The organism is Chitinimonas sp. (assembly GCF_036568685.1).
GTDB lineage: Bacteria > Pseudomonadota > Gammaproteobacteria > Burkholderiales > Chitinimonadaceae > Chitinimonas.
The window spans coordinates 41,616-68,418 of the sequence record NZ_DATCSC010000119.1 but is presented as its reverse complement, the minus strand read 5'-3'; the positions used below and the strand labels follow the sequence as shown (position 1 = coordinate 68,418).

Genomic DNA, 26,803 nt, shown 5'->3' with positions numbered 1-26,803 from the left:
GGCTAAGCCGGTTTCGCGTAACGGGAATTCAGCCCCGGAAAGTTTCGCGCCAGTCACCGTCGATTACAGCCTGGTGCGTGAACAGGACGGCGGCCGGCGCATGGTCTTCAGTTCGAGTAATGGCGAGGTGCTGGATGCGGTAGATATCCCGCTGGAGCCGGCGCCGGTGCCGACCGAGCCGCCGCGGTGGACAGCCTCAGTGCTGTACAAGCCGGGGGGTGGATATGGTGCCGGCGTCAGCCGGAACCTGGGCCAGGCGAGCGTCGGCGGGTTGGCGCTGAAGCCGCCGGGCCGGGCTGCCGAGGCTTGGATTATGGCGGGGTGGTCGTTCTAACTGCTGCCCGGGCTGGCCGTGCCACGATCTGCATAGGCCAGCGACACCGCCGGCATGGGCCGGTCATACAGCTCGCAAAGCCATTCCTGGACCACCGCCCGCCCCTTTTCGCCGCCGATGACTTCAAAGCCTCGGAAGCGGAGCCGCCTGTCACCCAGGTGGGTCAACTGTGGCTCAAAGAGGGTGAGGCCAATGCCTGACAGTTGCGTACCGTCAGGCTGAAAAGAGAGCTGCCGCGCAGTCGCAACTGTGCTCAGGTTGATAGAGCCTATCCTGGGGCTATTCTTCCAATCCCGATCTGGGATGCGCGCGCCGTCGCGGCGGAGTAGGTAGAGGGAAACTAGCATCCCCGCATGATAGCCAAGAGAACGTTCGTTCACCAATAGCTAGTCAGGGGGGATCAACTCCACCGGACCAACGGCCAGCATGTCCTTGGGGCTATTGACAGGGATTGCCCGCAAAACGTGCCGCAGCACTGGTTGCATCAAGTCGGCGAAGGCGTCGGTTTGCTTGAAGGTCGGATCGAGCCACATGTCGAAGTCCTTGGGCTGCAGAATCAACGGCAAGCTCTTCTCATGGATGTGTGCCACCCGCTCATGCGGCGGAAGCGTGATGATCGAGTAGGCCGGCACCAGCTCCTCGCCGAACTGGTACAGCTGATACAGCCCGCCGAAGGCGATAGCCTGGTCGCCGAACTCGAGCTGGAAGCATTGCTTCTTGCCGTCCGGTCCCTCCATCCATTCATGCCAGCCGGTGGCCGGGATGATGGCGCGCTTTGAACTGTAAAGCTTCTTCCACAGCGGGCTGGAGGTCAGCCGGTCGCTGCGGGCATTGAAGGTCTTGAACTTGGGATTCGGGCGATACCCCCCGGTGGCCTTGGGCTCAATCAGCGCCGACCAGTAGCCGGTCGTCAGCTGCCGTGCGCCGTCGATCTCGGCGATGAACTCGCCCTGTCCGCCGGGCGAGATATTCAGCCGAGTGGGGGGGTAGGTGGTGATGCCCAGGATGTCGCAGAGGGCGCGGACTTCCGGGCTGTCGATGACGTTGTATCGGCCGCACATGGCGTGAAGCCTAGCAGGCAGCGTTGGGAGCTGCGGGGAAAATAGGGGGCGACTCGAGAACACACTCCCCAAATATTACCCACACATCACTCAATAGCTTGATTTTACGTATATTTCGACTCCTATCTCCGGCACCAAGGAATCAAGGGCTTAGCCGCAAGGCTAGGCCCTTTTCCATTTCCGGCGCAACCACTTCCATCCCACTCCCCCCCCGCCGGCCTGCTGGCGAGCCTTACCGCCCATGGTTCCGCTCTCCACGTTTCAATCAATGACGCTGGCATTTATGGCGCGATTCATGCTTAGCGCCAGGCGCTAATCCACAGACCATCCACAATACCGGTATTGCTTTTGTCATTCCAAATTCTTCTTACAAATTATCGCCTTATAGTATTTACAGCACATTGGCATAATTTATATACAGATCACTTGAATACAAATTTAATACGTATTACATATTGGTATCGTAGTCACCTTAAAAGCACATAAGTGGCACGCATGACCGGGTGACTGCCCGAGAGCCGCTAGCCAACCCAGCGAAGCGGTTCTGGCTAGGCGAGCAGGCGCAGACAGTACAACTAGTACGGCAAGCCTGCACAACAACGCCAGAAGGGTTGGCTAGCGGCTCTCTGTGAGGCCCCTGTCATCAACTGTGGAGATGGATACGATGTCTGTTACCAAGTTTGCCCGTGGTTCCCGTAAGCTCGCATTGGCCGCCCTGCCTGCCCTGCTCCTTGCACAGGCGTTGGCCGCCAATTACCCGGCCTGGCAACCGGATACCTTCTATACCGCCGGTACCATTGTTTATTATCAAGGCCGCGACTACCGCGCACTGGTCAACCAGACCGACTACGCCAGCACCGGCTGGAACCCGACCAATACCAGCCTGTGGGCCGACCTGGGAGCAGATGGCAGCGCGCCGGCACCCACGCCCACGCCTACCCCCTCTCCTACGCCAACCCCGACACCGACCCCCACACCCACCCCGAGCGCCGGCTGCTATGCCGCCTGGGATAGCGCCAAGGCCTATAACGGTGGCGACAAGGTGACCTACAACGGGGTGAACTACACCGCCAACTGGTGGACGCAGGGCCAGAACCCGGCCACCAACAGCGGCCCGAGCGGCAGTGGCCAGCCCTGGACCAATAACGGCAACTGCAGCGGCACACCTACGCCCACCCCGACACCCACACCCACACCCACACCGACCCCAACACCCACGCCGACGCCTGCACCGGCCGGTCTGGTGTTCGGCCCCTACAAGGACATCACCGTCAATATGAACTGGAACACCACGGTGATCTCCACCGCGGTGACCGGTACTGCCCAGCCGGTGCTGAATGTGCTGCCGGCCAAGGCCAAGGTGCTGACCTGGTCCTTCGCCACCGGCGAGTGCGGCAGCGAGAACTGGGGCGGGCTGACGCCTTCTGCCGTGGCAAGCGCCAACGTGCAGAGCTTCGTCAATGCCGGCAAGTTCTACATCCTCTCCACCGGCGGCGCGGCGGGCTCCTTCAGCTGCGGTACCGATGCGGGCTTTGCCAAGTTCATCAATACCTACAACTCGTCCAACCTGCTGGGCGTGGATTTTGATATTGAAGCCGGCCAAAGCCAGGACACCATCAACAACCTGGTCAAGCGGGTGATCACGGCGCAGCGCTCCTACCCGAAACTTCGCTTCAGCTTTACCCTGGCGACCCTGGGCGGCAACGCCGCCCAAAGCCTGGGCAATGCCGGTGTGATGACCATGCAGGCGATCAAGAGCTATGGCCTATCCAACTACCTGATCAACCTGATGGTGATGGACTACGGCAGCACCACGCCCACCAACTGCGTGGTCGGCAGCAATGGCAAGTGCGACATGGGCCGCTCGGCCATCCAGGCGGCGATCAATCTGCACAACACCTATGGCGTGCCATACAACCAGATCGAGCTGACGCCGATGATCGGCGGCAACGATACCCAGGATGAGACCTTCACCCTGGCAGACGTGGCCACGCTCTCGACCTTCGCCAAGCAGAACGGCCTCGCCGGCGTGCACTTCTGGTCGCTGGACCGTGACAATGACTGCGCACCGGGCTTCGCCTCGCCGACCTGCAACAGCTACGGGCAGGCCGGCCGGCTGGGCTTCACCAACAGTTTTATCTCCAACCTGGGCCTGTAAGCGCCCTTGAGGCAGGCCGGGGTAACCCGGTCTGCCTTGCCCGTTGCGCTCGCGGGCGATATATATTCCAGTAATGCATACACACACGAGGGTGACCATGCCTACGCTCGACCCTGCCTGGCAGGCTTGGCTGGCGGAGAACATTCAACGCGGCTGTTCGGTGGATTCCATGGTTGCCGCCATGGAAGGTGGCGGCTTTCGCCGCGCTGACGCACTGGCTGCGATCGAAACTGCCCTGAACCCCGTAGCGGAGGCGGCGCCGCAGGCCGACTACCGCTACGACGCAATGCCGATACCGGCCGATAACCGTATCGACGTAGGAGACCGCGAGGTACAGGTGCTGTTGCGTTGCGAACAGCCCCAGCTGGTTGTATTTGCCGACTTCCTCTCGCTGGAGGAATGCGACGAGATGATGCGCCGTTCTCACGACAAGCTGGTCCGTTCCACCACGGTGAACCCGCAGACCGGACAGGAAGATGTGATTGCCCGCCGCACCAGCCAGGGCACCTTCTTTGCGCGCGGCGAGGATGAATTCATCACCCGCTTGGAACGCCGTGCCGCACGGTTGATGCAATGGCCCGTGGAGAACGGCGAGGGCCTGCAGGTGCTGCGCTACGAGGTGGGCGGGGAGTACCGCCCGCACTTCGATTATTTCCCCCCTACCCAGGCAGGCAGCGCCCTGCACCTGGCGCGAGGCGGCCAGCGCGTGGCCACCCTGATCATCTATCTCAACGATGTGGCGGGTGGCGGCGAGACCATCTTCCCGGACGTGGGTCTCTCGGTCACGCCGCGCAAGGGCGGCGCGGTCTACTTCCGCTATTGCAACGGCGAGGGCCAGCTGGACCCGTTGTCGCTACACGGCGGCGCGCCGGTCGTGGATGGCGAGAAGTGGATCATGACCAAGTGGGTAAGGCAGGGCCGGTACGGATAGCCCTGCTTCATCCCAAGCCCCTCAAATGCAGCCCCGTCGCAGATCCGCGCCCCGCTGCAGCCAACGCTCGGCAAAGGTCACGCTGCGCGACACATCGTCACAGACAAAACGCACCTCAGATGCCCGGCGCTGGGCCGCGCGCTCCAGCTCGTCGGTGCGCTTGTAGAAGGGCTCTTCCGCCAGCGGCAGACCCACCGCCCTCGCCTCTTCGACCAATATCTGCAGGTACTCGCTCATATGGTCGGCGGTATAGGGGTTGGTATCGTGGAAGGTCATCACCAAGGGGGTGACACCATCCACCTCGGGCAAGGCGCCCTGGGCGTAGGCCTTGGCGGCGTTTTCCAGTTCCCTATGCAGATGGGAACGGCGGCGCAGACTGATGATCCAGCCATAGATCTTGCCGTCGTTGGCGCTCAGGTCAGAGAGCAGCATGCCCATGCCGGCTGCCTGGTAGGCGGCCAGCGTGGCGTCGTTGTATTCCCAGTCGGGCGGCCGTACCAGCGTGACCGCCTGCTTGCATTGCGCTTGAATGGCCAGCCGGCCGTCCTGCAGCGACTGCGCCAGTTCTTCCGGTGCCAGCTTTACGTGGGGGATATGTCCACGTGGGCTGCCGGAGTGGACGGCCAGCAGGTGGCCTGCCTCGCAACTGTCGTGCATCAGTTTTTGACCGGCCGCGCTGCCACCATGGTCACGATGTGCCGTCTGTACAAAGAACACCGCCTTGATGCCCGGCATGGTCGGGTTGTCGGCCAGCTGGGCCTGGATACGCTGGGTTGGCGTGCTGCGCCAAAGGCTGGGGCCATCGTCAAAGGTCAGCAGAAAGCGGATAGGCGCTGCAGCCCAGGCCTGGCCACACAGCAGGCTGGCGGCCAACACAGGCAGCCAGCGACGGGTAACGGGCGGTAGAAAGAAAAGTTTGTTCAAGATACTTAGTCCAGCGATCAGCCAGGGCGGCCTGCCCTGCTCGGTTCATGCGCTTGCTCAGCCAACCGGTAGCATGCCGGCTCAAGCACCTTGCAACCCTCAGGCCAAAGGGGCGTTACCTCGGCAACCCGCTCTGCTGCCAGTGACAACGCCAGCCCCGGCACCGGGCTGGACCAGGTCAAAGCGCAAGACGCTGCCATCGATGCCGGCAATCCTGCCAGATGCCGCATGCGGGCCAGCTCGAACGGAGCACTTTGCTGCTTGAGCCAGGCTTCCTTGCGCGTCCACATGGCGATCAGTGCGGCCTCTTGCTCGGCAGCAGGCAGTTGGCCCAATTCTGCGGCCTCTGAAGGATGGCAGACCAGGGCAGCCATGGCCGCCACGTCCCTGCCACTGTTCGTACGCTCCAGGTCTATCCCGACCGGTCGATCTGCCAACGCGCAGGCAACCCAATCACCGCTATGGCTGACCGACAACCGCCAGTTGGGCTGCCCCAGTACCTGGGGTGGACGACCGGCCGTGGCACTAAGGGTCCAATCCGCGGGTGCCCCGCCAACGGCTTGGCATAGCAGCCGTCGGGCCAGCCAGCGTCCGGCCAGGAACTGGGCTCGCCGCTGGGGGCGTGAGAAACCCGCGACACGCGCGGTTTCATCCGTCTGCAACACCCCGCCCACCGACCATTCGGCATGCAGCTTAACCACCTGGGCCAGGGCCAGCAGCAGCACCGTTACCCCTAGCGCTGCCAGCGGCGGAAGATCAGGGACGTATTGATGCCGCCAAAGGCAAAGTTGTTGCTCATGACGATATCAGTCTGCAGCGCACGTCCCCCACCAACCAGATAGTCCAGCTCGGCGCAACGCGGGTCGGGCTCGCTCAGGTTGAGCGTGGGAGCAAACCAGCCAGCGCGCATCATCTCTATGCTCATCCAGGCCTCCAGCGCACCGCAGGCGCCCAGGGTGTGGCCCATATAGCTCTTGAGCGAGGAGATAGGCGCCTTGTTGCCGAACAGGGCGTGGGTAGCCTGGCTCTCAGCAATGTCGCCATGCTCGGTGGCCGTGCCGTGGGCGTTGATGTAACCGATATCCGAGGGTGCAAGCCCGGCGTCATCCAACGCCAGCTGCATGGCTACCGCCATGGTGTCGGCACTGGGTTGGGTGACATGCCGGCCGTCGCTATTGGTACCGTAGCCCAATACCTCGGCATGGATGGTGGCGCCGCGCGCCAGCGCATGTTCCAGCTCTTCCAGCACCAGGGTACAGGCGCCCTCCCCCAGCACCATGCCGTCGCGGGCGCTATCGAAGGGGCGTGGACTCAGCTCGGGCGTTTCGTTGTGGCCGGTACTGGTGGCGAACAGGGTGTCAAAGATGGCAGCTTCGGTCACATCCATCTCCTCCGCTCCGCCGGCCAGCATGGCAACCTGCTTGCCGGACTGGATGGCCTCGTAGGCGTAGCCTATGCCCTGGCTGCCCGAGGTACAGGCACTGGAGGTAGTGACAATGCGGCCGGTGATGCCAAAGTACACGCCCACGTTCACCGCGGCGGTATGCGACATCATCTTGATATAGGTGGTGGCAGCCAGCCCGTCGGTGGTCTTCTCGTACAGCATGCGTGCAAAGTCGCTGGCAGCTGCAGGCGTACCGGTAGAAGAACCGTAGGCGATGCCCATGCGGCCGCTGCTCAGCAACGGGTCGTCCAGCAGGCCGGCGTCCGCCAGCGCCAGTTCGCTGGCGCGGGTGGCCATGATGGCGACCCGGCCCATGCTGCGCAGGCGCTTGCGGTGGTAGCGTTCCGGCGGCAGCTCGAAAGGCGCGGCCGGCGCGGCGATACGGACGTTGAGGCCGCGGTAGTCGGCCCAGTCCGGCATGATCTGTACCACATTGCGGCCAGCGCGCAGCCGTGCCTCCACGCTGGTCCAGTCGTGCCCCAAAGGGCTGATGGCGCCAAAGCCGGTAACGACAACACGCTTCATCCCACCATGCCCCCGTTGACCGAGATCACCTGACGGGTGATATAGGCCGCATCCTCGCTCAGCAGAAAGGCCACGGTGGCGGCGACCTCTTCGGGCTTGCCCATGCGCTTGGCGGGGATGATCTTGAGCGCTTCTTCCAGCACATGCGCTTCGATCATCTCGGTGTCGATCAGTCCCGGCGCCACACAGTTGACCGTGATGGCACGACTGGCCAGTTCGGTCGCCAGCGCCTTGGTGGCGCCGATGATGCCCGCCTTGGCGGCGCTGTAATTGACCTGGCCACGGTTGCCCATGATCCCGGAAACTGAAGCCAGGGTGACGATGCGACCGGGCTTGCGACGCCGAACCAGCGGCATGGTGAGCGGGTGCAGCACGTTGTAGAAGGCGTCGAGGTTGGTGTGGATCACCGCGTCCCAGTCTTCGGCCGGCATGGCCGGAAAGGCATTGTCGCGGGCGATGCCGGCATTGCAGACCACACCGTAGTAGCAGCCGTGCGCTTCGACATCAGCCAGCAACACCTCGGCAGCATGCTGGCGGTCGGCTACGTCGAACTGCAGCACCCGCACCGCGCGGCCCAGGGCACGGATCTCTATCGCCACCGCCTCCGCCTCATCCACGCGGCTGCGGCAATGCAGTACCAGATCGTAACCCTCGCGCGCCAGGCGCAAGGCGATGGCGCGGCCTATGCCCCGGCTGGAACCGGTCACTAGGACGGTGCGCTCACTCATGGGTCTGTCCTTTCAGAAAGCCGGCCACATCGACCGGCTCGAAGATCGTCAGCGTGGCACTGGCCAGCACCGCGCCATCGCACTCGATGCGGCAGTCGTATTGGCCCATGCCATTGTCGGCCAGGAATTCGCGCCTTACCTCGACGACCAGTCGTTGGCCCAAGGCGAAGGTCGCCTGATTGGCGCTATAGCGGCGGCTGCCAAGCAAAAAGCCCACCTTGGGTGCCGCCCCCTGGCGGCGTGCATGCCAGCCACCCAGTGCAGCGACAGCCTGGGCCATGTATTCGATGCCTACCCAAGCCCCCACGGCGGTGCCATCGAAGAACAGGCTATCGGCGCGGATCTCCAGCTCGGCACGCAGGCTCTCGGCATCTGCCTCGACCACACGGTCAAGCAAGCACATGGTGCCGCCATGCGGCACCAGCTCGGCAATGGACAGGCTGACCGGCTCGCGCATCATGCCCCGCTCAGCACAAGGCTGGCATTGCTGCCGCCAAAGGCAAAGGAATTGCTCAGCACGTGGCGCAGCGGTCTACCCAGCACCTCGCCGGGAGCCACCACATGCAAGGAAGGCAAGGCTGGGTCGGCCGCGCCATCCCACCAGTGCGGCGGCAGCCGGCCTTGCGGGTTGTCCACCAGGCTCAGCCAGCACAGGGCGGCCTCCAAGGCCCCGGCGCCGCCGAGGGTATGACCGGTCAGCGGCTTGGTGGAGCTCACCGGCACGTCCTTGGCCAGGAGCTCGGCCACGGCCAGGCTTTCCATCGCATCGTTCTGCGGCGTGGCGGTACCGTGCAGGTTTACATAGTCGATTTCGTCGCCAGCCAGGCCAGCTCGCTCCAAGGCCTGTTGCATGGCGGCACGGGCGCCGCGGCCGTCGGGTGCCGGGGCGGAGATATGGTGGGCATCGGAGGATTCGCCCCAGCCACTGAGCCGGACCGGGCCGGGCTCGCGCGTAGCGAGAAACAATGCCCCGCCCTCGCCGATATTGATGCCGTTGCGGTTCGCGCTCAGCGGGTTGCAGCGCGGTGCCGAGACCGACTCCAGCGCAGCAAAACCAGCAACGGTAAAACGGCAAAGTGCGTCCACGCCACCGGTGATCACCGCATCCGCCATACCGGTTTGCAGCAGCCGCGCAGCGCTGGCCATGGCCTTGGCGCTCGATGAACAGGCAGTCGAGACCACCAGGGCGGGGCCAGCCAGGCCCAGGAGCTCGCTCAAGGCCATCGCAGGCGAGCCCATCTCCTGCTGGGAAATATGGAATTCCGGCGCCAATACACCGTGGCTGGCCTCGTGCGCGATGGCCCGCTCGCCCTCGCCCACGCCCGAGGTACTGGTACCCAGCACCACCGCCACGCGATGGCTGCCATAGCGTGCAATCGCCGCATCGACCGCGGGGCGTATCTGCGCCAGCGCGGTCAGCACGAGGGCGTTGTTGCGGCTGCGCAGCGCCGGCCGCAGTACTGCCGTGTCGGCCAGTTCGCCGCCGACCCTACCCAGGTGCAGTGCCCTGCCGGGCAACACCTCGCTGGTCTCGGCCACACCACCCGGTTGCGGGGCAAACAGGGCAGTGCGTACCGTAGCCTGGTCCTTGCCCAGGGCACAGACCACGCCCATTTCATTCAGGTATACCGCTGCCTGCATCGCGCTCAGGATCCTGCTTGTACGGTGGAATCGATGGTCAGTTTGTAGCCTTCCACCTTGTTGTCGATCTCGGCCTGCCCCACCCAACGCGGGCGGCCACGGTAGGTCACAGTCACCCGGGCCTCTCCACCGTAGCTGAGGCTGCGTGACTCGCCCTGCTCTGCCACGCTCCAACCGGCAGGCAGCGCCGCCGCCACGCTCTCGAGCGGCCAATAGACCAATTGCACATCGCGCAACACCCGGGCCGCGTCTATCTCGGCCGGCAGGAAGGGATGGCGGTTTTCCCGCAGCTTATGCCCATCCCACAATATCGTCAGGACCCGCTGCTCGAAGGCGATGCCGGCCAGTTGTACCCTATCTGGGTCGATTTCCAGGATGGCATCCAGGGTACGCGGCGCCGTGGGGCGGCTGGTCAAGCGGTTGATGCCCGCTTGCTCCAAGCGCAAACGCTGGACCAAGCTCACGCTCTGGCCAAAGGCGCCTGGTGCGAGCTGCAGGCTGGGTAGCACCAGCGGCGGCTGGCGGACCGTGGCACAGGCCGCCAGCAGGAGGGCAAAGAGGACAATCAGGCGCTGCACAGCTGCTCCAGGGTCTTGAGCCGACGTGGTTCGGCCACATAGGGGTTGCTGCGGTCCCAGGCATAGCCCGCGAGGATGGCGGAGATCATGCGGCGGATCTCGGGCGCACCATTCTCGTGGAAGATCACCTTCTGGAAGCCGCCGTCGTACCAGCTCTCGACAAAGGCACGGAAGGTATCGACCCCGGCTTTGAGCGGCTTGGCGTAGTCGGCCTCCCAATCCACCGGTTCACCTTCAAATTCACGGGCGATGGCGGCGGCGGCCAGACTGGCGGATTTGACCGCGATGGTCACACCGCTGGAGAAGACCGGGTCGAGGAATTCGCCGGCATTGCCCAGCAAGGCATAGCCCTTGCCCCACAGCGACTTCACATTGGCGGCGTAGCCGGTGAGCTTGCGGGCCGGGGTATCCCAGACCGCATCCTTGAGCAGATGGGCCAGGGTGGGCGTCTCGGCAATGATGGCGCGCAGGCGTTCGGTCTCGGTACCGCTATAGCGCTCGAGGAATTCGGTACGGGCCACCACGCCCTGCGAGCAGCGGCCATTGGAGAACGGGATGGTCCAGAACCAGACATCCACGTGCTCGGGGTGCACGCTCACCAGGATCTTGTTGCGGTCAAAGCTGCCCACCGGAATGTGGTCTTCGATATGGGTGAAGTAAGCGCCACGTACCGGGAAGGCGGAGGGCGTCTCCAGGTCCAGGAGGCGAGGCAGGATACGGCCAAAGCCGCTGGCATCGAGCAGAAAGCGGGCGCAGACCTGGTAGGTCTCACCCTCGGGCGACAGCACGTTGACCGAGGGACGCTCGCCCGCGACATCGACCGACACGACCTGGTGGCGATAGCGGATCTCGGCCCCGGCCTTCTCGGCTGCCTTGGCCAGCACGTGGTCGAAGTCGGCGCGCTGCACCTGGTAGGTGGTTGCCCAGCCTTCGGAAAATTTGTCGCGGAAGTCAAAGGCGGTACGCTGCTCACCGCGCCTGAAAGCAGCACCATTCTTGTATTGGAAGCCGGCCTCGACCACGTCGCGCAGAAAACCGGCCTCCTCGATATAGGCCATGGACTGCGGCAGCAGGCTCTCGCCGATGGAAAAGCGCGGGAACTGCTCTTTCTCGATCACCAGCACCTGGCGGCCCTGCTTGCGCAAAAGGCCCGCCGCCACCGAGCCGGCCGGTCCGGCACCGATGATCAGGATCTCGGTCTGTTCTACACGCATGCTTCTCTCCTCGTAGGTATCTATCTATTCGGCTCAGTGGATGAGCTGTGCAGCACGCAGGATGCCGATCACGCCGACCAGTATCCAGAAGGTATTGAGTAAGGTGTAGGCCGGGTCGCGACGCAGGCGCGAGCACCAGGCCAGCATGATGGCGTCGATGGTATTGAATACCCAGACGAACATGAAGGGGCTCTCAGGCCCCATCCAACTCACCAGGCTGAAGCTGAAGATGCGCATCAGCACGCCGATCATCTCGACGGTGCGGATATGGCGCAGGATAAAGCGGTTGGCGTGCTGCACGGGCATGAAAACTCAGTCCTCAGGTTTGGATAGCGGCATAAAGAGCGGCGTGAACAGCCAGGCCAGGCCAATGCCGAACAGCATGGTCAGGCCGAAAGCGCGCAGCGCCGGCGTGGCGGAGAGCGCCAAGAGGCCGAAGGCAAGCAGGGTGCTGACCGCCGCCAGGGTAATCGACAGGAAAGGCCGCACCGCCGTCCGCTCCGGCTGCGCGAGCAGGAAGATGCCGTAGTCCACACCCATGCCAAGGATCAGCAGCAGGGCCAGTACATTGAAGAGCTGCAGCGGCTGGTTCAACAGCGCGAGCAGCGCCAGGGTCAGGCCACTGGCCAGCGCGGTGGGCAGCAACGCCCGCCAGGACTGCCGGCCAAAACGGCGCCACAGTGCGCCGAACACCAGCAGATAGCTGACCAGCACCAGGTAGCCCATGCGGTAGCGGTAGCGCGCCATCAGCTCCGAAATCTCACCCACCTTGTCCACCCAGCGCACGCCCGGTACTGCGGTGCCAGCTGCGGCCAGCTTGGGCAGGTCACCCAACTTGTCCACACCACGCAGCAGCACCACGCTGGCGTAACCCTCGCCAAAGCGGCCCAGCCACTGCGGTCGCAGTGGTTCGGAAACCGGCGCAGCCAGCCAGTCATTAAGTTGCAAGAGGGGTACGGCTTGGCTGCTCGCCGGCGGCATATCCTCACCCAACTGGCGCGTGGCCAACGCCAGTACGCCTGCCTCGCCTTGCACCACCCGCTGGACCAAAACGGCATCTGCCGCCTGCCGCTGAGCCGAAGGTACCCAGTCCGATACCGCCTGCACGCCACGGATCACGCCCGCCGCCTGCAGGGGCATGAGCCTCGCCTTGAGGGTCTCCTCGGCCTGCAACACCGCCTCGGCCGTGGCACCGCGCACCAGGTAGAACTGAGCCGGGCTGGGTAGGTCCAGCAGCCTGCCCACCTGTATCTGATCTGCAAGCAACTGACCCGGCGGGTTCTGCAGCAGACGGATATCGTCGTTGGCGGTAAGCCTAGGCAGGCCCAGCACGAGCAGTACACACACCACCAAGGCAAAGGCCACGCTAAAGCGATTACGCCCCAGGCTGGGCCAGATCGCCCTGCGGCTACCCAGCCAGCGCGAGAAGCGGGTAGCCGGCATCTCGCCCTTGTCGAGGAAAGGGAACCACCACAACACGGTGACAAAGGCAGCACTGAGGCCCACCACCGAGAAGAGGGCAATCTGCCGCAAGCCCGGGAAAGGCGTCAGCGCCAACAGGGCGTAGCCTATGGCTGTCGTCAGCATGGCCAGCCACATTACCCTGCCCTGCTCTTGCAGCATGGCCCAGCGCTCGCTGGCCGGGCGCCCTAGCCGGCTGCTGAAGTAGTTGGTGCCGTAGTTCTCGGCCACCCCCACGAGGCTGGCGCCGAACACCAGGGTGATCAGGTGCAGGTGGCCAAACAGCAGGGTGCAGACCGAAATGGCGGCCAACAGGCCCACGGCAATGGATAGCGTGACCAGAATACGCGGGCGGATGGCACTGAAGGCAAACAGGGTGATCAGCACGATGCCAGCCAGCGAACCCATGCCTATGGTATGGATCTCATGCTCGGCCTGGTCGGCAGCGGCCACGGCAAACAGCGGCACGCCTACCGTCAGCACGCGGGCCCTGGGCACAGCCGCCAGTGCAGCCTGCCTCGCCGCTTTCAGCCTGGGAACCAGTGCCCGTTGGCTGGCCACCGAAAAAGCCGGCCCCTGCTGCTCCAGGGTCAAGAGAGCGTATTGCGTGTTGCCCTGCGCCACGCTCAGGCGGCCATCGGCCACCCGTACCGGGCTGGCGCCAGCGCGCTCGGTCAGCCAGCCACCATAGAGGTTGAGCGGGTCATCCTGCCATCTCCCCACGCGCGGCAAGCCCATGGGGCGGTAGAGCGCCTGTACCGCCTGCTCGGCCAATTTTGCGGGCGCTTGGGTTTGGAGCTGCAGCCGCTGCCCATCGGTCAGCAGGTGCTGCCGATAGGGGGCAAAAAAGCCCAGCCATTGCTCGCCGGCATCGTCCGCCACGCGGTAGCGTAATGCGAGCTTGAGATCGCTTGCCTCAAGGCTGGCAGCGTAGGCATCGGCTGCACGGCGGCTTTCAGACCAGTCCCGCCCGGCCACCAGCACCACGATACGGCGCCCGGCAGCGTCTGCCAGCCTTTGGGTCGCCTGCTGCACCGCCGGCTCGCGCTCATCGCGCGGCAGCATGGCCAGCACATCGGTATCGAGCTGCATGCGATTGCCGGTCCACAAATAGAGGTTGTGGGCCAGCACCGCCAGCACGAGCACCAGCCAGCCCATGGCCAGCCAGCGCACCGGACGGCTTGCGCGGCCGACCTCAGTCAAAGCGGGCGGCCTCTTCCGCACTCAGCTTGGCCGGCTCCACGCTCTGGGCAGAGAAGCGGATGCCAGTCTTGTCACCATTGGTCTCGTCGATCTGGATGCTGCGCACATATTGGTCACCCGCCATCTCGACCTTGGCCATCAATTTGGCGAGCGCCGCTTGCTTGGGCGTGAGCAGCAACCGCCAGGATCTACCACTGGTTTCGCCTTCAATGCGAAAGTGCTCCGCCAAGCCGCTCACGTCGCCATTGAGCAAGGAAAACAGCAGGCCGTTGATCACTCTGACCGAAGGCTCCTTGCCGGCATCGAGCCGGAAGGCCACCTCGCCACCCTGGGTGGCGACAATCTCGTCGCGCGTCAGCTTGAGCACCCCGGCGAAAGGCTGCTGGGTGCGCCAGAGCACGCCGCGCTCACGCGCAACCAGGAAGTCCCCGCGCGACAGCAACGGCTTCTTGAAGCCAGCCACCTGCTTGCTCTGCTCGAAGCTGCCACGCAGCACCGGCGGCTGCGCCAGCCGCTCGCGCACGGCAGCGGCCAGATCGGCCGCCTGCAGCGGGACCAGGCAGCACAGCACAAGCAATACACCTATCCAACGGCTCATAAGCCCTCCACGCCCAGCTTCTGCCACAGTACCGGTGGGCAGACATATTGCAGCTCCTGGCTGGCCATCTCCACCGCCACCTGGATGGTGTAGGCCTTGTTGAGCTTCTGGCCGCTTGCCGCATCCGTGATCAGGTAGTCGAGGCGCAAGCGGTTCTGCCACTCGGTGATCTCGGCCCGTACCCTGATGCGCTGCCCAAAGACAATGGGCCTCACATACTTGAGCCGCATGTCTACCACGGGCCAGGCGTAGCCCGAATCACGCATTTGCGGGTAGTCATAGTCGAGCCGACCCAGCAGCGTGCTGCGGGCAATCTCCAGGTACTTCACATAGTTGCCATGCCAGACAATATCCATGGGGTCGAGGTCATGGAAGGCCGGCGTAAGCTCGACCTCCGCCCATAGCTCAGGCTTCATACAGCCTCCAGCAGCGGGCGCGTAGCGCACTCAGGAGCTGCTGCAGCTCGGCATCCAGCGCGCGGTCCTCGATCACCAGCGGAATGCGCTCGGCAAGATCAGTCTGCATGGCCGCAAGCGGCGCCGGCAGGACCAGTTGCGGCGCCAGCCGCTGCCGCAAGGCCACCCCCTGGCGAGCGGCAATCAGCATGCCTGCCACCACCTGCTCGCTCAGCTCCAGCACCCGCAAGCAATCGCGCGCAGCAATGGTGCCCATGCTGACCTTGTCCTGGTTATGGCACTCGGTCGAGCGGCTGAAGACCGAGGCCGGCATGGTCTGCTTGAGCGCCTCGGCAGTCCAGGCCGAAACACTGATCTGCAGCGCCTTGAGGCCATGATTGATGGCGGCGCGCGGCCCGGTCGCACCGGAGAGGTTGCTGGGCAGGCCGTGGTTGAAGCGGGTATCCACCAGTAGCGCCAGCTGTCGATCCAACAGGTCGGCCACATTGGCCACCGCCTGCTTGAGCCCGTCCATGGCAAAGGCAATGTGGCCGCCGTAGAAATGCCCGCCATGCAGCACCCGCTCGTTCTCGGCGTCAATGATGGGGTTGTCGTTGGCGCTGTTCAGTTCGTTCTCGATCAGGCCGCGGAAGTAGGGCAAGGCATCGGCCAGCACACCGATCACATGCGGGGCACAGCGCAGCGAATAGCGGTCCTGCAGGCGTTGCTCGTTGCGGCTGGGGCGGTCGCTCGCCAGGTCGTCGCGCAGGCGCGCTGCCACCTGCTGCTGGCCGACGTGCGGCTTGACCGCGAACAGGGTCTCGTCGAAATGATGGGCATTGCCCTCGCTCGCCAGCACATTCATGGCGGTAAGCCGGGTGGCAAGCTGGCAGAGATAATCGGCACGCTGCCAGGCAAGGCAGGCAAGGCCGGTCATCACGGCGGTGCCATTCATGATGGCCAGGCCCTCCTTGGGGCGCAGCCGCAAGGGTTCGATACCGAGTTCAGCCAGCACTTCGCCGGCCGGACGGCGCACGCCGTGGTACAGTACCTCGCGCTCACCGCAAAGCACGGCGGCAAGGTAGGAGAGCGGGGTCAGGTCACCACTGGCACCCACCGAGCCCTCGGCCGGGATCAAGGGCAGCACATCATGCCTGAGCAAGGCTTCGATCTGCGCGAGCAGGCCCACGCTCACGCCAGACATGCCTTGCGCCAGCGAGGCCAGCCGGGCAGCCAGTACGGCGCGGGTTTCTTCCGGGCTCAGAAAACGGCCCGCGCCTATGCCATGGTAGGCGTAAAGGTGATGTGGCAGCTCGGCCACCAGCTCTGGCGGCACAGTGACCGTACAGGAATCGCCATAACCCGTGGTCACGCCATAGATCACCCCATCCTCGGCCAACAAGCGGTCCAGGAAGTCGGCGCCGCGGGCAATACGGCCGCGGAATGCCGGATCGGCAGAGAGCTGCGCCGGGCGAGCCCGCTCGGCCAGGGCCACCACGTCCTCGATCCGAAGGCGGCTGCCGTCGAAGCAGACGGGTTCAGTTTGCAGGTTTTGCATGGGCTTGGTCCCAGAACGGGAAGAAATTGAACCAATCATAAGGGGATCGCACCAGCATGGCGGTCAGCTCGGCCGCGTAGGCAGCAGCGTATTCCGCCATGGCGGCGGCGCGGCGGCCACGGGGTAACACTACCCGATCGGCCAGCAGGCTGAAGCGCAGGCGGTAGCCCAACCCTTCATGCACGCAGCCGAGCGCCAGCAAACGGCACTTCAAAAGGCTGGCCAGCACATAGGGGCCGACCGGAAACGGCGCCGGCTCCCCCAGGAAATCCACCGCCACGGTCTGGCTGGCGAACACCGGCACCCGGTCACCGGCGATAGCCACGTATTCACCGGCTTCAACCTTTTCAGCCAGCAGCACCGCCGTGGCAGGCCCGACCTCGCTGACCTCCATCAGGTTGAGGTCGTTGTCGGGGTTTAGTCGTCGCAGCACCCGGTTGAACTGTTCGGCATGGCGGGTATGGACCAGCACATTGAGCTTGATCCCGGCCTTGTTCTCGCCCAGCACCCGGCACAGTTCCAGGCAACCGGTGTGTGCCGTTACGATCACCGCACCACGGCCGTCGGGCTGGGCCTCGCGGATCAGCTCCCGCCCTTCCACCTTCACTTGCGCGAAGGGGTAGCTGCCAGACACCGCCAACAGCTTGTCGAGCATGGTCTCGGCAAACAGGCCGACATGACGCAAGCCGTCACGTATCCCCGGCGGGTGGCCCAGCGCACCGGTAGCCCCTTCCAGCCGCCTAAGGTACTGGCGCGACGCACGCCTGAGCGCCGGCTTGCCGTACCAGTGCAGGAATACGATAGGGTAAAGGCAGAGCCGGAACGGCCAGCGGCCGAAGACACGGTGCACCCAGAACAACAGCCAGATGCCGCAGACGAAGCCGCTCTCGCCGATCTCGGCCCAGTGTGGCTGCTTCACGGCGCAACCTTGCGCCAGAGCAGCCGGGGGGAGCGGAACAGCATGCCCAGGAACATGGCGGCATGCATGCGCGAGATCAGCACGTTATCCATGAGCAGGCGGAAGTGGGACACCCCATCGAGCGGGTAGTGAACCCGGGTAGGCTGGTTGACGATGCCCATGCCGCGCCAATGCAGGCGAACCAGGATCTCCACGTCGAAATCCATGCGGCGGCCCAAATGCACGCTGTTGATCAAATCCACCGTCGCCGCAAGCGGATAGATGCGAAAGCCGCACATGGAATCGCGAATCTCGAAGGACAAAGTATTGAGCCAGACCAGGATATGGGTCAGGTAGCGGCCATAGAGGCGCGCACGAGGGACACTCTCGTCGAAGATCGGGCAGCCACAGATCAGCTTCTCCGGCTGGCGCGCCGACTCAGCCAGGAATACCGGGATATCGTCGGCATCATGCTGACCATCCGCATCGATCTGCAAGGCATGGCTATAGCCTGCCTGCAGCGCAGCGCGCAGACCGGCGATCATGGCGCCGCCCTTGCCCTGGTTCTGCGGCAGCCTCAAGAGGCTGATCTGCTCGGGCTCGCCGGCAGCCAGCGCATCCAGCACCGCTGCACAACCGGGCTCGCTGCCATCGTCGACCAGAATGCAAGGCAGGCCATGGCGACGGATGGCGGCGACCACGGCGCCGATGGCCTCACCATGGTTGTAGACGGGAACGACAGCACAGGTATTCATGCAGGATGACCAAAGACGAGACGACCGCTGGCATGCACGCCGGCGGGAGATTGCATTGTAAAGGACAGTGTGGCGCGTTCGCGTTGGTAGCCCAGCAGCAGTTCCAGCATCTGGCCCGGTTGGATCAACTGCTGGAATTTCACCGCGTCCATGCGCAGAAAGTGGGCGGGCAGCGAGAAACACTCCTGCCCCAGCCGCACCACCCACTCCAGCTGGGCCACGCCAGGCAGGATGGGTGAGCCGGGGAAGTGGCCGTCGAAGTAAGGCAGCTCCGGGCTGATATAGAGACGCAGCGTGGCGGTGTTGTCGGTCACGGACAAGCAACGCACCGTAGGCCGGCGGGGGTCGAGCAGCGCGCGCAAGGCTTCGTCGGTGGTCTTGCCCTGGGCATTGAGCGGCAAGCGCCATAGATAGCGCCAATGCCGCGGCAGCACACTGGCTTCGAGCTCGCTGGCGAGCGCGGTGCGCAGGCGCTGGCTCAGCGCACGCTTGCCCTCGGCTTCCAGCAGGGCCCAGCCCTGCTCGGTCGGCACGCCCAGCACCGCCAAGGTGCTGCGGGCGCCCTCCCGCACTACCAGCCTGGCTTCGGCCAACAGGCCAGTAGCCAGCAGCGCGGCTTCCACCGCGCTCAGCGAGACGCGCTTTTCTTCCAGCTTGACGATGCGATCCGCGCGCCCCAGCAGTTCGAACCCCTGCTCGGTCAGACGCACGCGGTCCGAGGTGGTCTGCCAGCCAGGCTGGGCCAGGTGCGGCGAGCAGACTGCCAAGGCGCCGCCCTCTACCCGCACCTGCACCCCAGGCAGCAGCTGCCAGGCGGCATCGGTATCGTGCCGGCGTTGCCGCCAGGCTATGCCGCCGGTCTCCGAGCTGCCGTAGACCTCCAGCGGTGCCTGGCCCAGCAGCGCCCGGCTGTCGGTCAGCGCTTCCTGCAGCAGGGGACCGCCCGAAGAGAACACGGCTCGTAGGCTTATGCAGGCCTGCCCCCAGGGCAGACCGGCCGGCAGACGCTTGAGATGGGCCGGGCTCGCCACCAGCACGCAGGCAGTCTGGCCGGTCATGGCGGCAACCATGTCCTCCGGGTAGAGCAGCCGTTGGGCCGCGAAGGGCCTGCCGCTGGCCAGGGGCCATAGCACGCGGAACAGCAGGCCGTAGATGTGTTGATGAGAAACGGTCGCCAGCACCACGGATTCGCCCGCGCGCTCGTCAAAGCAGGTGGCAAGTGCCAGCACTTCGTCAAACAGCTGCGCCAGACGCTTTGGTATGGCGCTCGGTAGGCCGGTGGTACCCGAGGTATAGACGGTCAGCGCCAACGCTTCACGCGGCAGCGGCTGCCAGTCCACCTGGCGTGGCTCGCCAGCCCGTACTTGCGGCAGGCTGTCAGGGATATCGCCGGCAAAACCGTCGACCTCGCGCCGCAGACGCTCAGCCGTGGCGGGGAGCAGGTCGGAGGGGAGGTAGACCTGCTTGCCCGCCTGCCAAGCCCCGAACAAGGCGGCGGCAAACTCGACGCAGTCCTCGAAGTACAGCGCATAACGCTGGCCCGGGTCAGCGGCAAAGGCACCGTACCAGCCGCTCACCATCTGGCTGAAGCCAGCGAAATCCAGCACCGTGCCTGCCCGAAGCGCAATCGGATGGTCAATCGGCCGACCTTTGGCCAGCAGCTGGTCAAGGGCAATGAAGTCAGCCATGGCCATGCCCCCCTTTCACCTTGCGGCGCACCAGCCACTCGCCGGCAAACAGACAGCCCATCAGGCAATAGCTGATCAGGCCGTTGTAGAGCGCCCAGGTGGCATCGCTGGCCCACAGGGCGGTAACCAAGGCCACACTGCCGTTGAGGACAAAGAAACCACACCAGACCTGGGTGACGCGGCGGGTATAGGCCACGCCCTCGGGTGGCAGCGTGGGCTCGTGCAGCCGCGCCAAGCGTTCGATCACGCTGGGCGGATAGACCAGGCTGGCACTGAAAACCGCCAGCAGCACGCCATTGACCAGCACCGGGTAGAGTTTGAGCGGCCAGGCCGCATTGCCCAGCATGCTGGCAGCAGCCAGCAGCAAGGCGCCCACCGCCGCCACCAGCCAGACTCGCTCACGGGTGGCATAGGCGCGCAGGAATGCGAGGGCGGCCAACAGGAGCGCCAGCCAGCGGGGTTCGAACCGCCCGAGGCCGGCATAGACCAGCGCCGGGTAGGCCAGCGTCAACAAGGTGATCAGCAGCGCACGCATGCGCTCAGGCGGACGTGCCTGGGGTATTCAAGAGGGCGTATACCGCCTCCACTACATCCTGCAGCGTGCGCACGGCCTTGAAGACCTCGGGTTGCAGGCTACGGCCGGCAATGGGCTTGAGCTTCACCAGCAGATCGACCGCGTCGATGCTATCGATATCGAGATCATCCGACAGCCTTGCATCAGGTTTGATACTGGCTGGGTCGATATCGAAGGTTTCCTGGAGGATCACGCTGAGGCGATCGTAGATTTCCTGCTTGGTCATGGTCTTCCTCTGGCGGCGAGCCTGCGCCACCCCTGCTACCGCGCCAAAAAGCGACGCCGGCGGCTTGATCGATTACTTGGTACGGCTGGTCGAGACAAAGGCAGCCAGCTTACGCACGCTGCCAAAGTGCTGACGGGTTTCCTCTGAATCCGCCGACATGGTCACGCCGTAGCGCTTTTGCAGTGCCAGGCCCAGTTCCAGTGCGTCGATCGAATCGAGGCCTAGCCCTTCCACGAACAGGGCGGCTTCCGGATCGATGTCGTCCGGGCTGATGTCTTCCAGATTCAGGGACTCGATGATGAGCCCTTTGATTTCCTGTTCAAGCGCCTGCATGGGCTTGCGTCTCCTTCAAAAAATACTGGTGTAGGTATTTGGTCAGCCGCCGTGCCGCCAGTGAGGGGATCTGTCCGGCCTGGTCCATAAAGGGCTGGACGATGATGTCCTCCCCGACTTCGATGGTCAGCAGGGGCGCCCTGAGCGGCACCCGCCACCATGGCCGGCCCTTGGTCAGGAACAGCGGCTCGCAACGTATCGTCACCGGCGTGATGTTGCAGCCGCCCCGTACCGCCACATTGGCCGCACCACGCTGCAGCTTCATCTCACCATTTTCGGACGTACGCGTACCCTCGGGAAAGATCACCAGATTATGGCCGGCGTGGATCGATCGGATGCAGTCCTCGACGACGCCGGGGCCGGAATCATTACATATATAGCCGGTGGCCTTGAGCGGCAAACGGGTGAACGGGTTGCGCGCCAACCCTGCCTTGGCCACGCAATCGGCGTCGGCAATACGCGAGATCAGAAAGATCACGTCGATCAGCGTCGGGTGGTTGGCCAGCACCAGAAGGCCCTTGCGCTGCAAACGCTCAGCCCCCAGGATGCGGTAGCGCAACAGGCCCAGCAGCCGCATCCACTCGACGAAAAGGCCAAAGCCACGCTGCACCGCCAGCCGTGCCAGGCGCTCGCGTCGAGCCGGCTGCCGTACCAACAGTGACAGCAGCGGAAAGTACAGCAGGCCCAGCAGCAAGCAGGCCAAGCCAAAGCTCGTAAAGGCAATGCCGGTTCCCAACACGCGCCAGGCGCGTCCCAGCCACTCAAGCATGGCGTTGCCAGCGCCAGGTACGCGCCCCTACCGTGTGTTCCAGCGTGGTCTCGGTCGAGAGCAGAAAGCGCAGCACGGTGAGATCAGGCGGCAAGTCAGTGGCCCGCGCCTCGGCCTGGGCCGGCAGCGTCTCGAGCGACAGTCCGCCCGCCTGGGCGCGGGAGAGTCGGCAGGCCCAGGCACGGGGAAACTCGTCAGACCGATTGAAGCCATCGAAAGGCTCGGGCAAGGGTTCGTCGTAGCAGACCACGAGCACGCAGGGCTCGCCACCGGCCAATAGCCCCAAGGCCTCGGTGAATGCGGCCTCGGCGGTCTCCTCGCCCAGCGCAACGGCGGTGTAGCTGGTAGGGTCCTGGCGGGCGATGGAAAACAAGGCCCCGATGGCATTGTGCACCGACAGGCTGAAGGCCGTCGGCGAGAGCCCATCCTCGGCCGCCAGTTGGCGCAGCAGCGCCACGGTGCGGACCGAGTCGCCATGGCGCGAGGCAAAGACGATGGGGCAAGGTGCAGCATCATCCTGCCCCCAGTAGGCGGCCTGCAGGGCGATCCGGCCCAGCCGCTCAAGGCGGCGGCGCATCATGGCCGGCATCTCGGCCAATGCAGGCAGGCCCTCGTCGGGCAAAGGCCGTGGTGCGGCCAGCCAGGCCTGCCAAGCCTCGGCATCCGGTAAGCCTGGCGCCCAGGCGGCCCAACGGTCTAGGGAAAATCGAATCGTCATGGTCGCGCGTTGATAGGCATAGGGATTCAGCGCGAAGTATGGGAACTTTTTTGGAAAAGCGAAGCACACTCGCCCAGCGAGAGGCGCGATTTCAGCAAAACGACCATAAATATGCAAGCAAAGTCAGTAACCTGCGTTGTTTTAGCGAAATGGCATATTTCCATACGCTACCGGGCTTACCGGAAGCGCCACGCCGCAGCCCGCCTGCACGCTGACTTGCCGGGCAGGCAACTGGCCGAATCTGCTAAGCTCGCCAGCGTCGGCCAGGGCATACGGCTTGCTACTGGTACTGGCCAAGATAAGGAGAACAGCATGGTTAACCGTTCGTTCAAGCCCCCCATGACCGCCATGCTGGTGGTCGGCATGGCGTCATTGGGCTCGGCGCACGCCGCCGATACCCCGGTCCGGGTTGCCTCCAAGATCGATACCGAGGGTGCCCTGCTGGGCAATATGATCGTGCAGGTACTGGAGGCCAACCATATCCGCACCGAAAACAAGCTGCAGCTTGGCCCGACCAAGATCGTGCGCAGCGCCCTCTTGGCCGGCAGCATCGACATCTACCCTGAATACACCGGCAATGGCGCCTTTTTCTTCAGTACCGAGCAAGACCCGGCCTGGAAGGACGCCAAGGCCGGTTACGCCAAGGTCAAGGAATTGGACCTCGCCCGCAACAAGCTGGTCTGGCTGGCACCGGCGCCAGCCAACAACACCTGGGCGATCGCAATCCGCAAGGATGTCGCGGCCAGCAACCAGCTCAAATCCTTGGCCGACCTCGGCCGTTGGCTGGCCAAGGGTGGCAAGTTCAAACTCGCGGCCAGCGCCGAGTTCATCGAACGAGCCGATGCCCTGCCCGCCTTTGAGGGCGGCTATGGCTTCAAGCTCAAGCAGGAGCAACTTTTGGCGCTGGCAGGCGGCGATACCGCAGCCACCCTCAAGGCCGCCGCAGAGCAGACCTCTGGCGTCAACGCCGCCATGGCCTACGGTACCGACGGGCCGGTAGCGGCGCTCGGTCTGCAGATCCTGGACGACCCCAAGTCGGTCCAACCGGTCTACGCACCGGCGCCCGTGGTGCGCAATAGCGTGCTGAACCAGTACCCACGCATCGCTACCCTGCTCGCCCCCGTCTTTGCCAGCCTGGACGGTCCCACCCTGCAGACCCTCAATGCACGCATCGCGCTCGAAGGGCAGGATGCCAAGCTGGTGGCAGCGGGCTATCTGAAGGCCAAGGGCTTTATCAAGTAGGCCGATGACAATACGCAACCGGGTCCTGCTCTGCCTGATGCTGCTGGGCCTGCCAGCGGCGCTATGGCTGGCCTTTCTTGCCGAGGCGCCCAACCGTCTTGTCAGCGGCCAGGGCCAGCCGCTCGCGCACTATCTTGCCGGCCCGCGCTACCTTCTATTGCTCCCCTTGATCGCTTGGCTGGCAGCCGTGTTTGCACGTCCTAGCCCACGCTGGCAGCTGTGCATCATTGCCTGTAGCGGCGCCTGGCTGGGTGGACTCACCTGGCTGGCTGGCGACGCCGCTCGCTCCATCGCCCAGACGGCCAGCCCGCTTGCGCGCACCTCCTTGGGTGGCGCTTTCTGGCTGCTCTGCCTGCTGGGCTGGCTGGCCGCCGGCGACGCCACTGCGCGCCTGCCCAGCAGTTGGGTCCGTCGTGGTCAGCGTCAGCTGTGGGCTTTGTTGCCGCTGCTGCCCGTACTCTGTCTATTGGCCAGTGGCCAACTGGATGAACTCTCCCTGCTCAAGGAATACCACAACCGACGTGAGGTCTTTACCGACGCTCTGGTGGCTCACCTCACCCTGGTCCTGGGCGCTTTGCTGCCCACCCTGGCGCTGGGGCTGCCGCTGGGGTGGTCGCTGTATCACCGACCATTGCGGCAAGGCCCGGTGCTGGCCGTACTGAACCTGGTACAGACCCTACCTGCCATCGCCCTGTTCGGCCTCCTGATCGGCCCGCTGGCAGCCCTGGCGGCCGCCTGGCCTGCCTTGGGTGAGCTGGGCATACAGGGCGTAGGCGCCGCCCCCGCCCTGATCGCACTGACGCTCTATGCCCTCTTGCCCATCACCCGCAGCGTGCTGTCCGGATTGGTACAGGTGCCAGCTACAGCGCGCGAAGCAGCAACTGCCATGGGCCTCAATGGCTGGCAGCTGTTCCGGCAGCTGGAGCTGCCACTGGCCCTGCCGGTCTTGCTGGCCGGACTGAGGCTGACCGTCATCCAGCTGATCGGGCTCGCCATGCTGGCCGCCCTGGTCGGCGCCGGCGGCCTCGGCACCCTGATGTTCCAGGGCCTGGCCAGTAGCGCGCTCGACCTGATCCTGCTGGGCGTGCTGCCCGCGGCCGCCCTCACCCTGCTGGTTGATGCCGGCTTCAAGCACTGGGCGGCCAATCTCAAAGGCGCCCTGCCATGATAGAACTGAGCGAGGTCAGCAAGACCTTTGGGCAACAGCCGGCGGTCGAGCGGCTGTCGCTGACGGTGGCGCGTGGCGAATTCCTGGTCCTGTTGGGAGCCTCCGGCTCGGGTAAATCGACCACGCTGCGGCTATGCAACCGGCTGCTGGAGCCCGACAGCGGCAGCATCCACTTTGCCGGTACGGATCTGCGCAGCTTTGAACCCCATGTGCTGCGCCGACGCATGGGCTACGCCATCCAGTCTGTCGGCCTTTTCCCACATTGGACGGTGGCGCAGAACATCGCCACCGTGCCGCAATTGCTGAGGTGGTCCAAGGCCAGGATCGCGGCACGGGTCGAGGAACTCCTGAGCCTGCTGCACCTGGACCCGGCCACCTTCAAGGACCGTTATCCGCATGCGCTCTCCGGCGGCCAGCAGCAGCGCGTAGGGGTGGCCCGAGCGCTGGCGGCCGAACCTGAGGTGCTGCTGATGGACGAGCCCTTCGGCGCACTCGACCCGGTCACACGGCAGGCCCTGCAGGAAGAAATCGCCCGCATCCACCGAGTGGCCGGCACCACCATCCTGATGGTCACCCATGATGTGGACGAAGCATTGCGCCTAGCCGACCGCCTTGTCCTGATGCAGCAGGGCCGCGTCCTGCAACAAGGCAGCCCGGCAGCCCTGCTGGCGCCGCCACTCGACACCAAGGTTGCGCAGATGCTGGGGGGGAGGGAGCTGGGGTTGCGCCGGCTGGCCTTGCAGACTGTCGCCAGCCGGGCACGGCCCGAACTCGCCAGCCCAGGCCCCAGCATCGCTGCCGACGCCAATCTGCGTGAGGCGCTGGACCTGATGTTGCAGCAGGCTTGTGACCACCTGAACGTGCACGACGCGGCAGGCCAGCCCATCGGCAGGCTCTACCTGGCTGACCTGGCGGAAGCCGGCGCATGAGCGGCCCGCTGCGGCAATTGCTGCGCGATCCGCTGGTCTGGTCGAGCATGCTGCTGCTGGCGCTGGTCCTGGGCATGCCCGGCCTGCGAGGGGTATTCGCCACGCTTTTTCCCGAACTGCCGCGCCCCCTCTACGAGCAGGACAGTTTTCTGAGCCTGACCCTGGCCCATCTAGGGTTGGTTCTGCTGGCTGGTAGCATAGCCAGCAGCCTGGGTCTGCTGGGCGGCATAGCCGGTACCAGGCGGTGGGGGCGGGAATTCCGCCCCTTGCTGGAGACGCTGGCCGGAGTAGGTCAGACCCTGCCGCCGGTGGCGGTACTGGCCGTGGCCGTACCCCTGGTCGGCTTTGGCGCCCTGCCCGCCCTGATAGCGCTGGCGCTCTACGGGCTCCTACCCGTGCTGCACGCCACCCTGGCCGGCCTAGACAGCGTACCCGCGGCCGAGCGGGATGCCGCAAGCGGCCTGGGCATGACGCCAGCGCAGATATTGTGGCGGCTGGAGCTCCCGATGGCGGCGCCGGTGATCCTGGCCGGCGTGCGCACCTCGCTGGTAATCAATATCGGCACTGCCGCGGTGGCCGCCACCGTGGGCGCGCACAATCTGGGCTCACCCATCATCATCGGCATCAATGGCTACAACACCGCCTATGTGCTGCAAGGGGCGCTGGTACTCGGCCTTTTGGCCATCACCTGCGATCTGGCGTTAGGCCGACTGGCCCGCCGCTGGGCGCACCCGCCCTGAGCCCGCCTTG

The 26,803-nt window shown here is 64.8% G+C and carries 30 protein-coding genes; 7 read left to right on the top strand and 23 right to left on the bottom strand.

Annotated features, from left to right (window positions below; genetic code table 11):
* The coding region (locus tag VIM95_RS16980) for a hypothetical protein (RefSeq protein ID WP_331988085.1) at positions 1–334 on the top strand (334 nt) is incomplete at its 5' end.
* Here the strand turns inward: VIM95_RS16980 and VIM95_RS16975 are convergent.
* Together VIM95_RS16975 and VIM95_RS16970 are read right to left on the bottom strand one after the other, a co-directional pair.
* Positions 331–714: a hypothetical protein gene (locus tag VIM95_RS16975; protein ID WP_331988083.1), complete on the bottom strand. Its 384-nt coding sequence runs from the start codon at positions 712–714 to the stop codon at positions 331–333. The two genes, VIM95_RS16980 and VIM95_RS16975, sit on opposite strands and share 4 nt — an antisense overlap.
* Positions 715–720: 6 nt before the next feature.
* Entirely contained in the window at positions 721–1,395 is a 675-nt protein-coding gene (locus tag VIM95_RS16970; protein ID WP_331988081.1) for an SOS response-associated peptidase, read from the bottom strand.
* A 664-nt stretch (positions 1,396–2,059) separates the two neighbouring features.
* Between VIM95_RS16970 and VIM95_RS16965 the strand changes: the two genes are divergently transcribed.
* Both VIM95_RS16965 and VIM95_RS16960 read left to right on the top strand, forming a co-directional pair.
* On the top strand, positions 2,060–3,553 hold the full coding sequence (locus VIM95_RS16965; RefSeq protein ID WP_331988079.1) for a carbohydrate-binding protein: 1,494 nt from the start codon (positions 2,060–2,062) through the stop codon (positions 3,551–3,553).
* A gap of 97 nt (positions 3,554–3,650) precedes the next feature.
* Positions 3,651–4,484 carry a 2OG-Fe(II) oxygenase gene (locus VIM95_RS16960; protein WP_331988077.1) on the top strand — a complete coding sequence of 278 codons (834 nt, stop codon included), beginning with the start codon at positions 3,651–3,653 and terminating at the stop codon, positions 4,482–4,484.
* A gap of 21 nt (positions 4,485–4,505) precedes the next feature.
* On the opposite strand, the gene VIM95_RS16955 is transcribed toward VIM95_RS16960, so the two are convergent.
* From VIM95_RS16955 to VIM95_RS16855, 21 genes are all read right to left on the bottom strand, one after another.
* On the bottom strand, positions 4,506–5,408 hold the full coding sequence (locus tag VIM95_RS16955) for a polysaccharide deacetylase family protein (RefSeq protein ID WP_331988075.1): 903 nt from the start codon (positions 5,406–5,408) through the stop codon (positions 4,506–4,508).
* A gap of 17 nt (positions 5,409–5,425) precedes the next feature.
* A complete protein-coding gene (locus VIM95_RS16950) occupies positions 5,426–6,133 on the bottom strand; it encodes a 4'-phosphopantetheinyl transferase family protein (protein WP_331988073.1) in 708 nt (235 codons plus the stop codon).
* Positions 6,134–6,141: 8 nt separating this feature from the next.
* A complete protein-coding gene (locus VIM95_RS16945; protein WP_331988071.1) occupies positions 6,142–7,377 on the bottom strand; it encodes a beta-ketoacyl-ACP synthase in 1,236 nt (411 codons plus the stop codon).
* Entirely contained in the window at positions 7,374–8,105 is a 732-nt protein-coding gene (fabG, locus tag VIM95_RS16940) for a 3-ketoacyl-ACP reductase FabG2 (RefSeq protein WP_331988070.1), read from the bottom strand. Before fabG ends, VIM95_RS16945 begins: the two co-directional genes overlap by 4 nt.
* A complete protein-coding gene (locus VIM95_RS16935) occupies positions 8,098–8,565 on the bottom strand; it encodes a hotdog family protein (protein WP_331988068.1) in 468 nt (155 codons plus the stop codon). Before VIM95_RS16935 ends, fabG begins: the two co-directional genes overlap by 8 nt.
* Positions 8,562–9,746, bottom strand: a complete 1,185-nt coding sequence (locus tag VIM95_RS16930) for a beta-ketoacyl-ACP synthase (RefSeq protein WP_331988066.1) — start codon at positions 9,744–9,746, stop codon at positions 8,562–8,564. The genes VIM95_RS16935 and VIM95_RS16930 overlap by 4 nt, the downstream gene beginning before the upstream one ends.
* Before the next feature lie 5 nt (positions 9,747–9,751).
* Positions 9,752–10,324, bottom strand: coding sequence for a DUF3261 domain-containing protein (locus VIM95_RS16925; protein WP_331988064.1), 573 nt, complete (start codon positions 10,322–10,324; stop codon positions 9,752–9,754).
* Positions 10,312–11,538 (bottom strand): NAD(P)/FAD-dependent oxidoreductase, encoded by a 1,227-nt coding sequence (locus VIM95_RS16920; protein ID WP_331988062.1) that lies wholly within the window; start codon positions 11,536–11,538, stop codon positions 10,312–10,314. Before VIM95_RS16920 ends, VIM95_RS16925 begins: the two co-directional genes overlap by 13 nt.
* Positions 11,539–11,571: 33 nt before the next feature.
* The gene (locus VIM95_RS16915) at positions 11,572–11,844 is read right to left on the bottom strand and encodes a hypothetical protein (protein WP_331988061.1); all 273 of its coding nucleotides are present in this window, start codon (positions 11,842–11,844) and stop codon (positions 11,572–11,574) included.
* Positions 11,845–11,850: 6 nt separating this feature from the next.
* Positions 11,851–14,202: a hypothetical protein gene (locus VIM95_RS16910; RefSeq protein WP_331988059.1), complete on the bottom strand. Its 2,352-nt coding sequence runs from the start codon at positions 14,200–14,202 to the stop codon at positions 11,851–11,853.
* Positions 14,195–14,800 carry an outer membrane lipoprotein carrier protein LolA gene (locus VIM95_RS16905; protein WP_331988057.1) on the bottom strand — a complete coding sequence of 202 codons (606 nt, stop codon included), beginning with the start codon at positions 14,798–14,800 and terminating at the stop codon, positions 14,195–14,197. Before VIM95_RS16905 ends, VIM95_RS16910 begins: the two co-directional genes overlap by 8 nt.
* Complete coding sequence (locus VIM95_RS16900) at positions 14,797–15,216, bottom strand: thioesterase family protein (protein WP_331988055.1); 420 nt, start codon at positions 15,214–15,216, stop codon at positions 14,797–14,799. Before VIM95_RS16900 ends, VIM95_RS16905 begins: the two co-directional genes overlap by 4 nt.
* On the bottom strand, positions 15,206–16,753 hold the full coding sequence (locus tag VIM95_RS16895; RefSeq protein ID WP_331988053.1) for an aromatic amino acid ammonia-lyase: 1,548 nt from the start codon (positions 16,751–16,753) through the stop codon (positions 15,206–15,208). The genes VIM95_RS16900 and VIM95_RS16895 overlap by 11 nt, the downstream gene beginning before the upstream one ends.
* Positions 16,734–17,672 (bottom strand): acyltransferase, encoded by a 939-nt coding sequence (locus VIM95_RS16890; RefSeq protein WP_331988052.1) that lies wholly within the window; start codon positions 17,670–17,672, stop codon positions 16,734–16,736. The genes VIM95_RS16895 and VIM95_RS16890 overlap by 20 nt, the downstream gene beginning before the upstream one ends.
* Positions 17,669–18,406, bottom strand: coding sequence for a glycosyltransferase family 2 protein (locus VIM95_RS16885; RefSeq protein ID WP_331988051.1), 738 nt, complete (start codon positions 18,404–18,406; stop codon positions 17,669–17,671). Before VIM95_RS16885 ends, VIM95_RS16890 begins: the two co-directional genes overlap by 4 nt.
* The gene (locus tag VIM95_RS16880) at positions 18,403–20,094 is read right to left on the bottom strand and encodes an AMP-binding protein (RefSeq protein ID WP_331988049.1); all 1,692 of its coding nucleotides are present in this window, start codon (positions 20,092–20,094) and stop codon (positions 18,403–18,405) included. Before VIM95_RS16880 ends, VIM95_RS16885 begins: the two co-directional genes overlap by 4 nt.
* Positions 20,087–20,629 (bottom strand): hypothetical protein, encoded by a 543-nt coding sequence (locus tag VIM95_RS16875; protein WP_331988047.1) that lies wholly within the window; start codon positions 20,627–20,629, stop codon positions 20,087–20,089. The genes VIM95_RS16880 and VIM95_RS16875 overlap by 8 nt, the downstream gene beginning before the upstream one ends.
* Positions 20,630–20,633: 4 nt before the next feature.
* Positions 20,634–20,894, bottom strand: a complete 261-nt coding sequence (locus VIM95_RS16870) for an acyl carrier protein (protein WP_331988045.1) — start codon at positions 20,892–20,894, stop codon at positions 20,634–20,636.
* Positions 20,895–20,966: 72 nt separating this feature from the next.
* Entirely contained in the window at positions 20,967–21,227 is a 261-nt protein-coding gene (locus VIM95_RS16865; protein ID WP_331988043.1) for a phosphopantetheine-binding protein, read from the bottom strand.
* Positions 21,214–21,996 (bottom strand): lysophospholipid acyltransferase family protein, encoded by a 783-nt coding sequence (locus tag VIM95_RS16860; RefSeq protein ID WP_331988041.1) that lies wholly within the window; start codon positions 21,994–21,996, stop codon positions 21,214–21,216. The genes VIM95_RS16865 and VIM95_RS16860 overlap by 14 nt, the downstream gene beginning before the upstream one ends.
* Entirely contained in the window at positions 21,989–22,714 is a 726-nt protein-coding gene (locus VIM95_RS16855) for a beta-ketoacyl synthase chain length factor (RefSeq protein WP_331988039.1), read from the bottom strand. The genes VIM95_RS16860 and VIM95_RS16855 overlap by 8 nt, the downstream gene beginning before the upstream one ends.
* A 312-nt stretch (positions 22,715–23,026) precedes the next feature.
* On the opposite strand from VIM95_RS16855, the gene osmF reads away from it, so the two are divergent.
* Genes osmF through VIM95_RS16835 form a run of 4 tightly spaced genes read left to right on the top strand, consistent with a single transcriptional unit; the run spans position 23,027 to position 26,793 of the window.
* A complete protein-coding gene (gene osmF / locus VIM95_RS16850; protein WP_331988037.1) occupies positions 23,027–23,956 on the top strand; it encodes a glycine betaine ABC transporter substrate-binding protein OsmF in 930 nt (309 codons plus the stop codon).
* A 4-nt stretch (positions 23,957–23,960) separates the two neighbouring features.
* Positions 23,961–25,124 (top strand): ABC transporter permease, encoded by a 1,164-nt coding sequence (locus VIM95_RS16845; protein ID WP_331988035.1) that lies wholly within the window; start codon positions 23,961–23,963, stop codon positions 25,122–25,124.
* Entirely contained in the window at positions 25,121–26,053 is a 933-nt protein-coding gene (locus VIM95_RS16840; RefSeq protein ID WP_331988033.1) for an ABC transporter ATP-binding protein, read from the top strand. The genes VIM95_RS16845 and VIM95_RS16840 overlap by 4 nt, the downstream gene beginning before the upstream one ends.
* Positions 26,050–26,793, top strand: coding sequence for an ABC transporter permease (locus VIM95_RS16835; protein WP_331988031.1), 744 nt, complete (start codon positions 26,050–26,052; stop codon positions 26,791–26,793). Before VIM95_RS16840 ends, VIM95_RS16835 begins: the two co-directional genes overlap by 4 nt.
* Positions 26,794–26,803 lie beyond the last annotated feature (10 nt).

What these genes read in the sequence shown, in the direction of transcription:
- VIM95_RS16965 (WP_331988079.1), top strand. Translation starts at nt 2,060, where the DNA reads ATGTCTGTTACCAAGTTTGCCCGTGGTTCCCGTAAGCTCGCATTGGCC.
- VIM95_RS16875 (WP_331988047.1), bottom strand. Translation starts at nt 20,629, where the DNA reads ATGCGTGCGCTGCTGATCACCTTGTTGACGCTGGCCTACCCGGCGCTG.
- VIM95_RS16855 (WP_331988039.1), bottom strand. Translation starts at nt 22,714, where the DNA reads ATGACGATTCGATTTTCCCTAGACCGTTGGGCCGCCTGGGCGCCAGGC.
- VIM95_RS16860 (WP_331988041.1), bottom strand. Translation starts at nt 21,996, where the DNA reads ATGCTTGAGTGGCTGGGACGCGCCTGGCGCGTGTTGGGAACCGGCATT.
- VIM95_RS16865 (WP_331988043.1), bottom strand. Translation starts at nt 21,227, where the DNA reads ATGCAGGCGCTTGAACAGGAAATCAAAGGGCTCATCATCGAGTCCCTG.
- VIM95_RS16935 (WP_331988068.1), bottom strand. Translation starts at nt 8,565, where the DNA reads ATGATGCGCGAGCCGGTCAGCCTGTCCATTGCCGAGCTGGTGCCGCAT.
- VIM95_RS16930 (WP_331988066.1), bottom strand. Translation starts at nt 9,746, where the DNA reads ATGCAGGCAGCGGTATACCTGAATGAAATGGGCGTGGTCTGTGCCCTG.
- fabG (WP_331988070.1), bottom strand. Translation starts at nt 8,105, where the DNA reads ATGAGTGAGCGCACCGTCCTAGTGACCGGTTCCAGCCGGGGCATAGGC.
- VIM95_RS16960 (WP_331988077.1), top strand. Translation starts at nt 3,651, where the DNA reads ATGCCTACGCTCGACCCTGCCTGGCAGGCTTGGCTGGCGGAGAACATT.
- VIM95_RS16895 (WP_331988053.1), bottom strand. Translation starts at nt 16,753, where the DNA reads ATGCAAAACCTGCAAACTGAACCCGTCTGCTTCGACGGCAGCCGCCTT.
- VIM95_RS16900 (WP_331988055.1), bottom strand. Translation starts at nt 15,216, where the DNA reads ATGAAGCCTGAGCTATGGGCGGAGGTCGAGCTTACGCCGGCCTTCCAT.
- VIM95_RS16845 (WP_331988035.1), top strand. Translation starts at nt 23,961, where the DNA reads ATGACAATACGCAACCGGGTCCTGCTCTGCCTGATGCTGCTGGGCCTG.
- VIM95_RS16835 (WP_331988031.1), top strand. Translation starts at nt 26,050, where the DNA reads ATGAGCGGCCCGCTGCGGCAATTGCTGCGCGATCCGCTGGTCTGGTCG.
- VIM95_RS16885 (WP_331988051.1), bottom strand. Translation starts at nt 18,406, where the DNA reads ATGAATACCTGTGCTGTCGTTCCCGTCTACAACCATGGTGAGGCCATC.
- VIM95_RS16945 (WP_331988071.1), bottom strand. Translation starts at nt 7,377, where the DNA reads ATGAAGCGTGTTGTCGTTACCGGCTTTGGCGCCATCAGCCCTTTGGGG.
- VIM95_RS16840 (WP_331988033.1), top strand. Translation starts at nt 25,121, where the DNA reads ATGATAGAACTGAGCGAGGTCAGCAAGACCTTTGGGCAACAGCCGGCG.
- VIM95_RS16920 (WP_331988062.1), bottom strand. Translation starts at nt 11,538, where the DNA reads ATGCGTGTAGAACAGACCGAGATCCTGATCATCGGTGCCGGACCGGCC.
- VIM95_RS16880 (WP_331988049.1), bottom strand. Translation starts at nt 20,094, where the DNA reads ATGGCTGACTTCATTGCCCTTGACCAGCTGCTGGCCAAAGGTCGGCCG.
- VIM95_RS16970 (WP_331988081.1), bottom strand. Translation starts at nt 1,395, where the DNA reads ATGTGCGGCCGATACAACGTCATCGACAGCCCGGAAGTCCGCGCCCTC.
- VIM95_RS16905 (WP_331988057.1), bottom strand. Translation starts at nt 14,800, where the DNA reads ATGAGCCGTTGGATAGGTGTATTGCTTGTGCTGTGCTGCCTGGTCCCG.
- VIM95_RS16915 (WP_331988061.1), bottom strand. Translation starts at nt 11,844, where the DNA reads ATGCCCGTGCAGCACGCCAACCGCTTTATCCTGCGCCATATCCGCACC.
- osmF (WP_331988037.1), top strand. Translation starts at nt 23,027, where the DNA reads ATGGTTAACCGTTCGTTCAAGCCCCCCATGACCGCCATGCTGGTGGTC.
- VIM95_RS16870 (WP_331988045.1), bottom strand. Translation starts at nt 20,894, where the DNA reads ATGACCAAGCAGGAAATCTACGATCGCCTCAGCGTGATCCTCCAGGAA.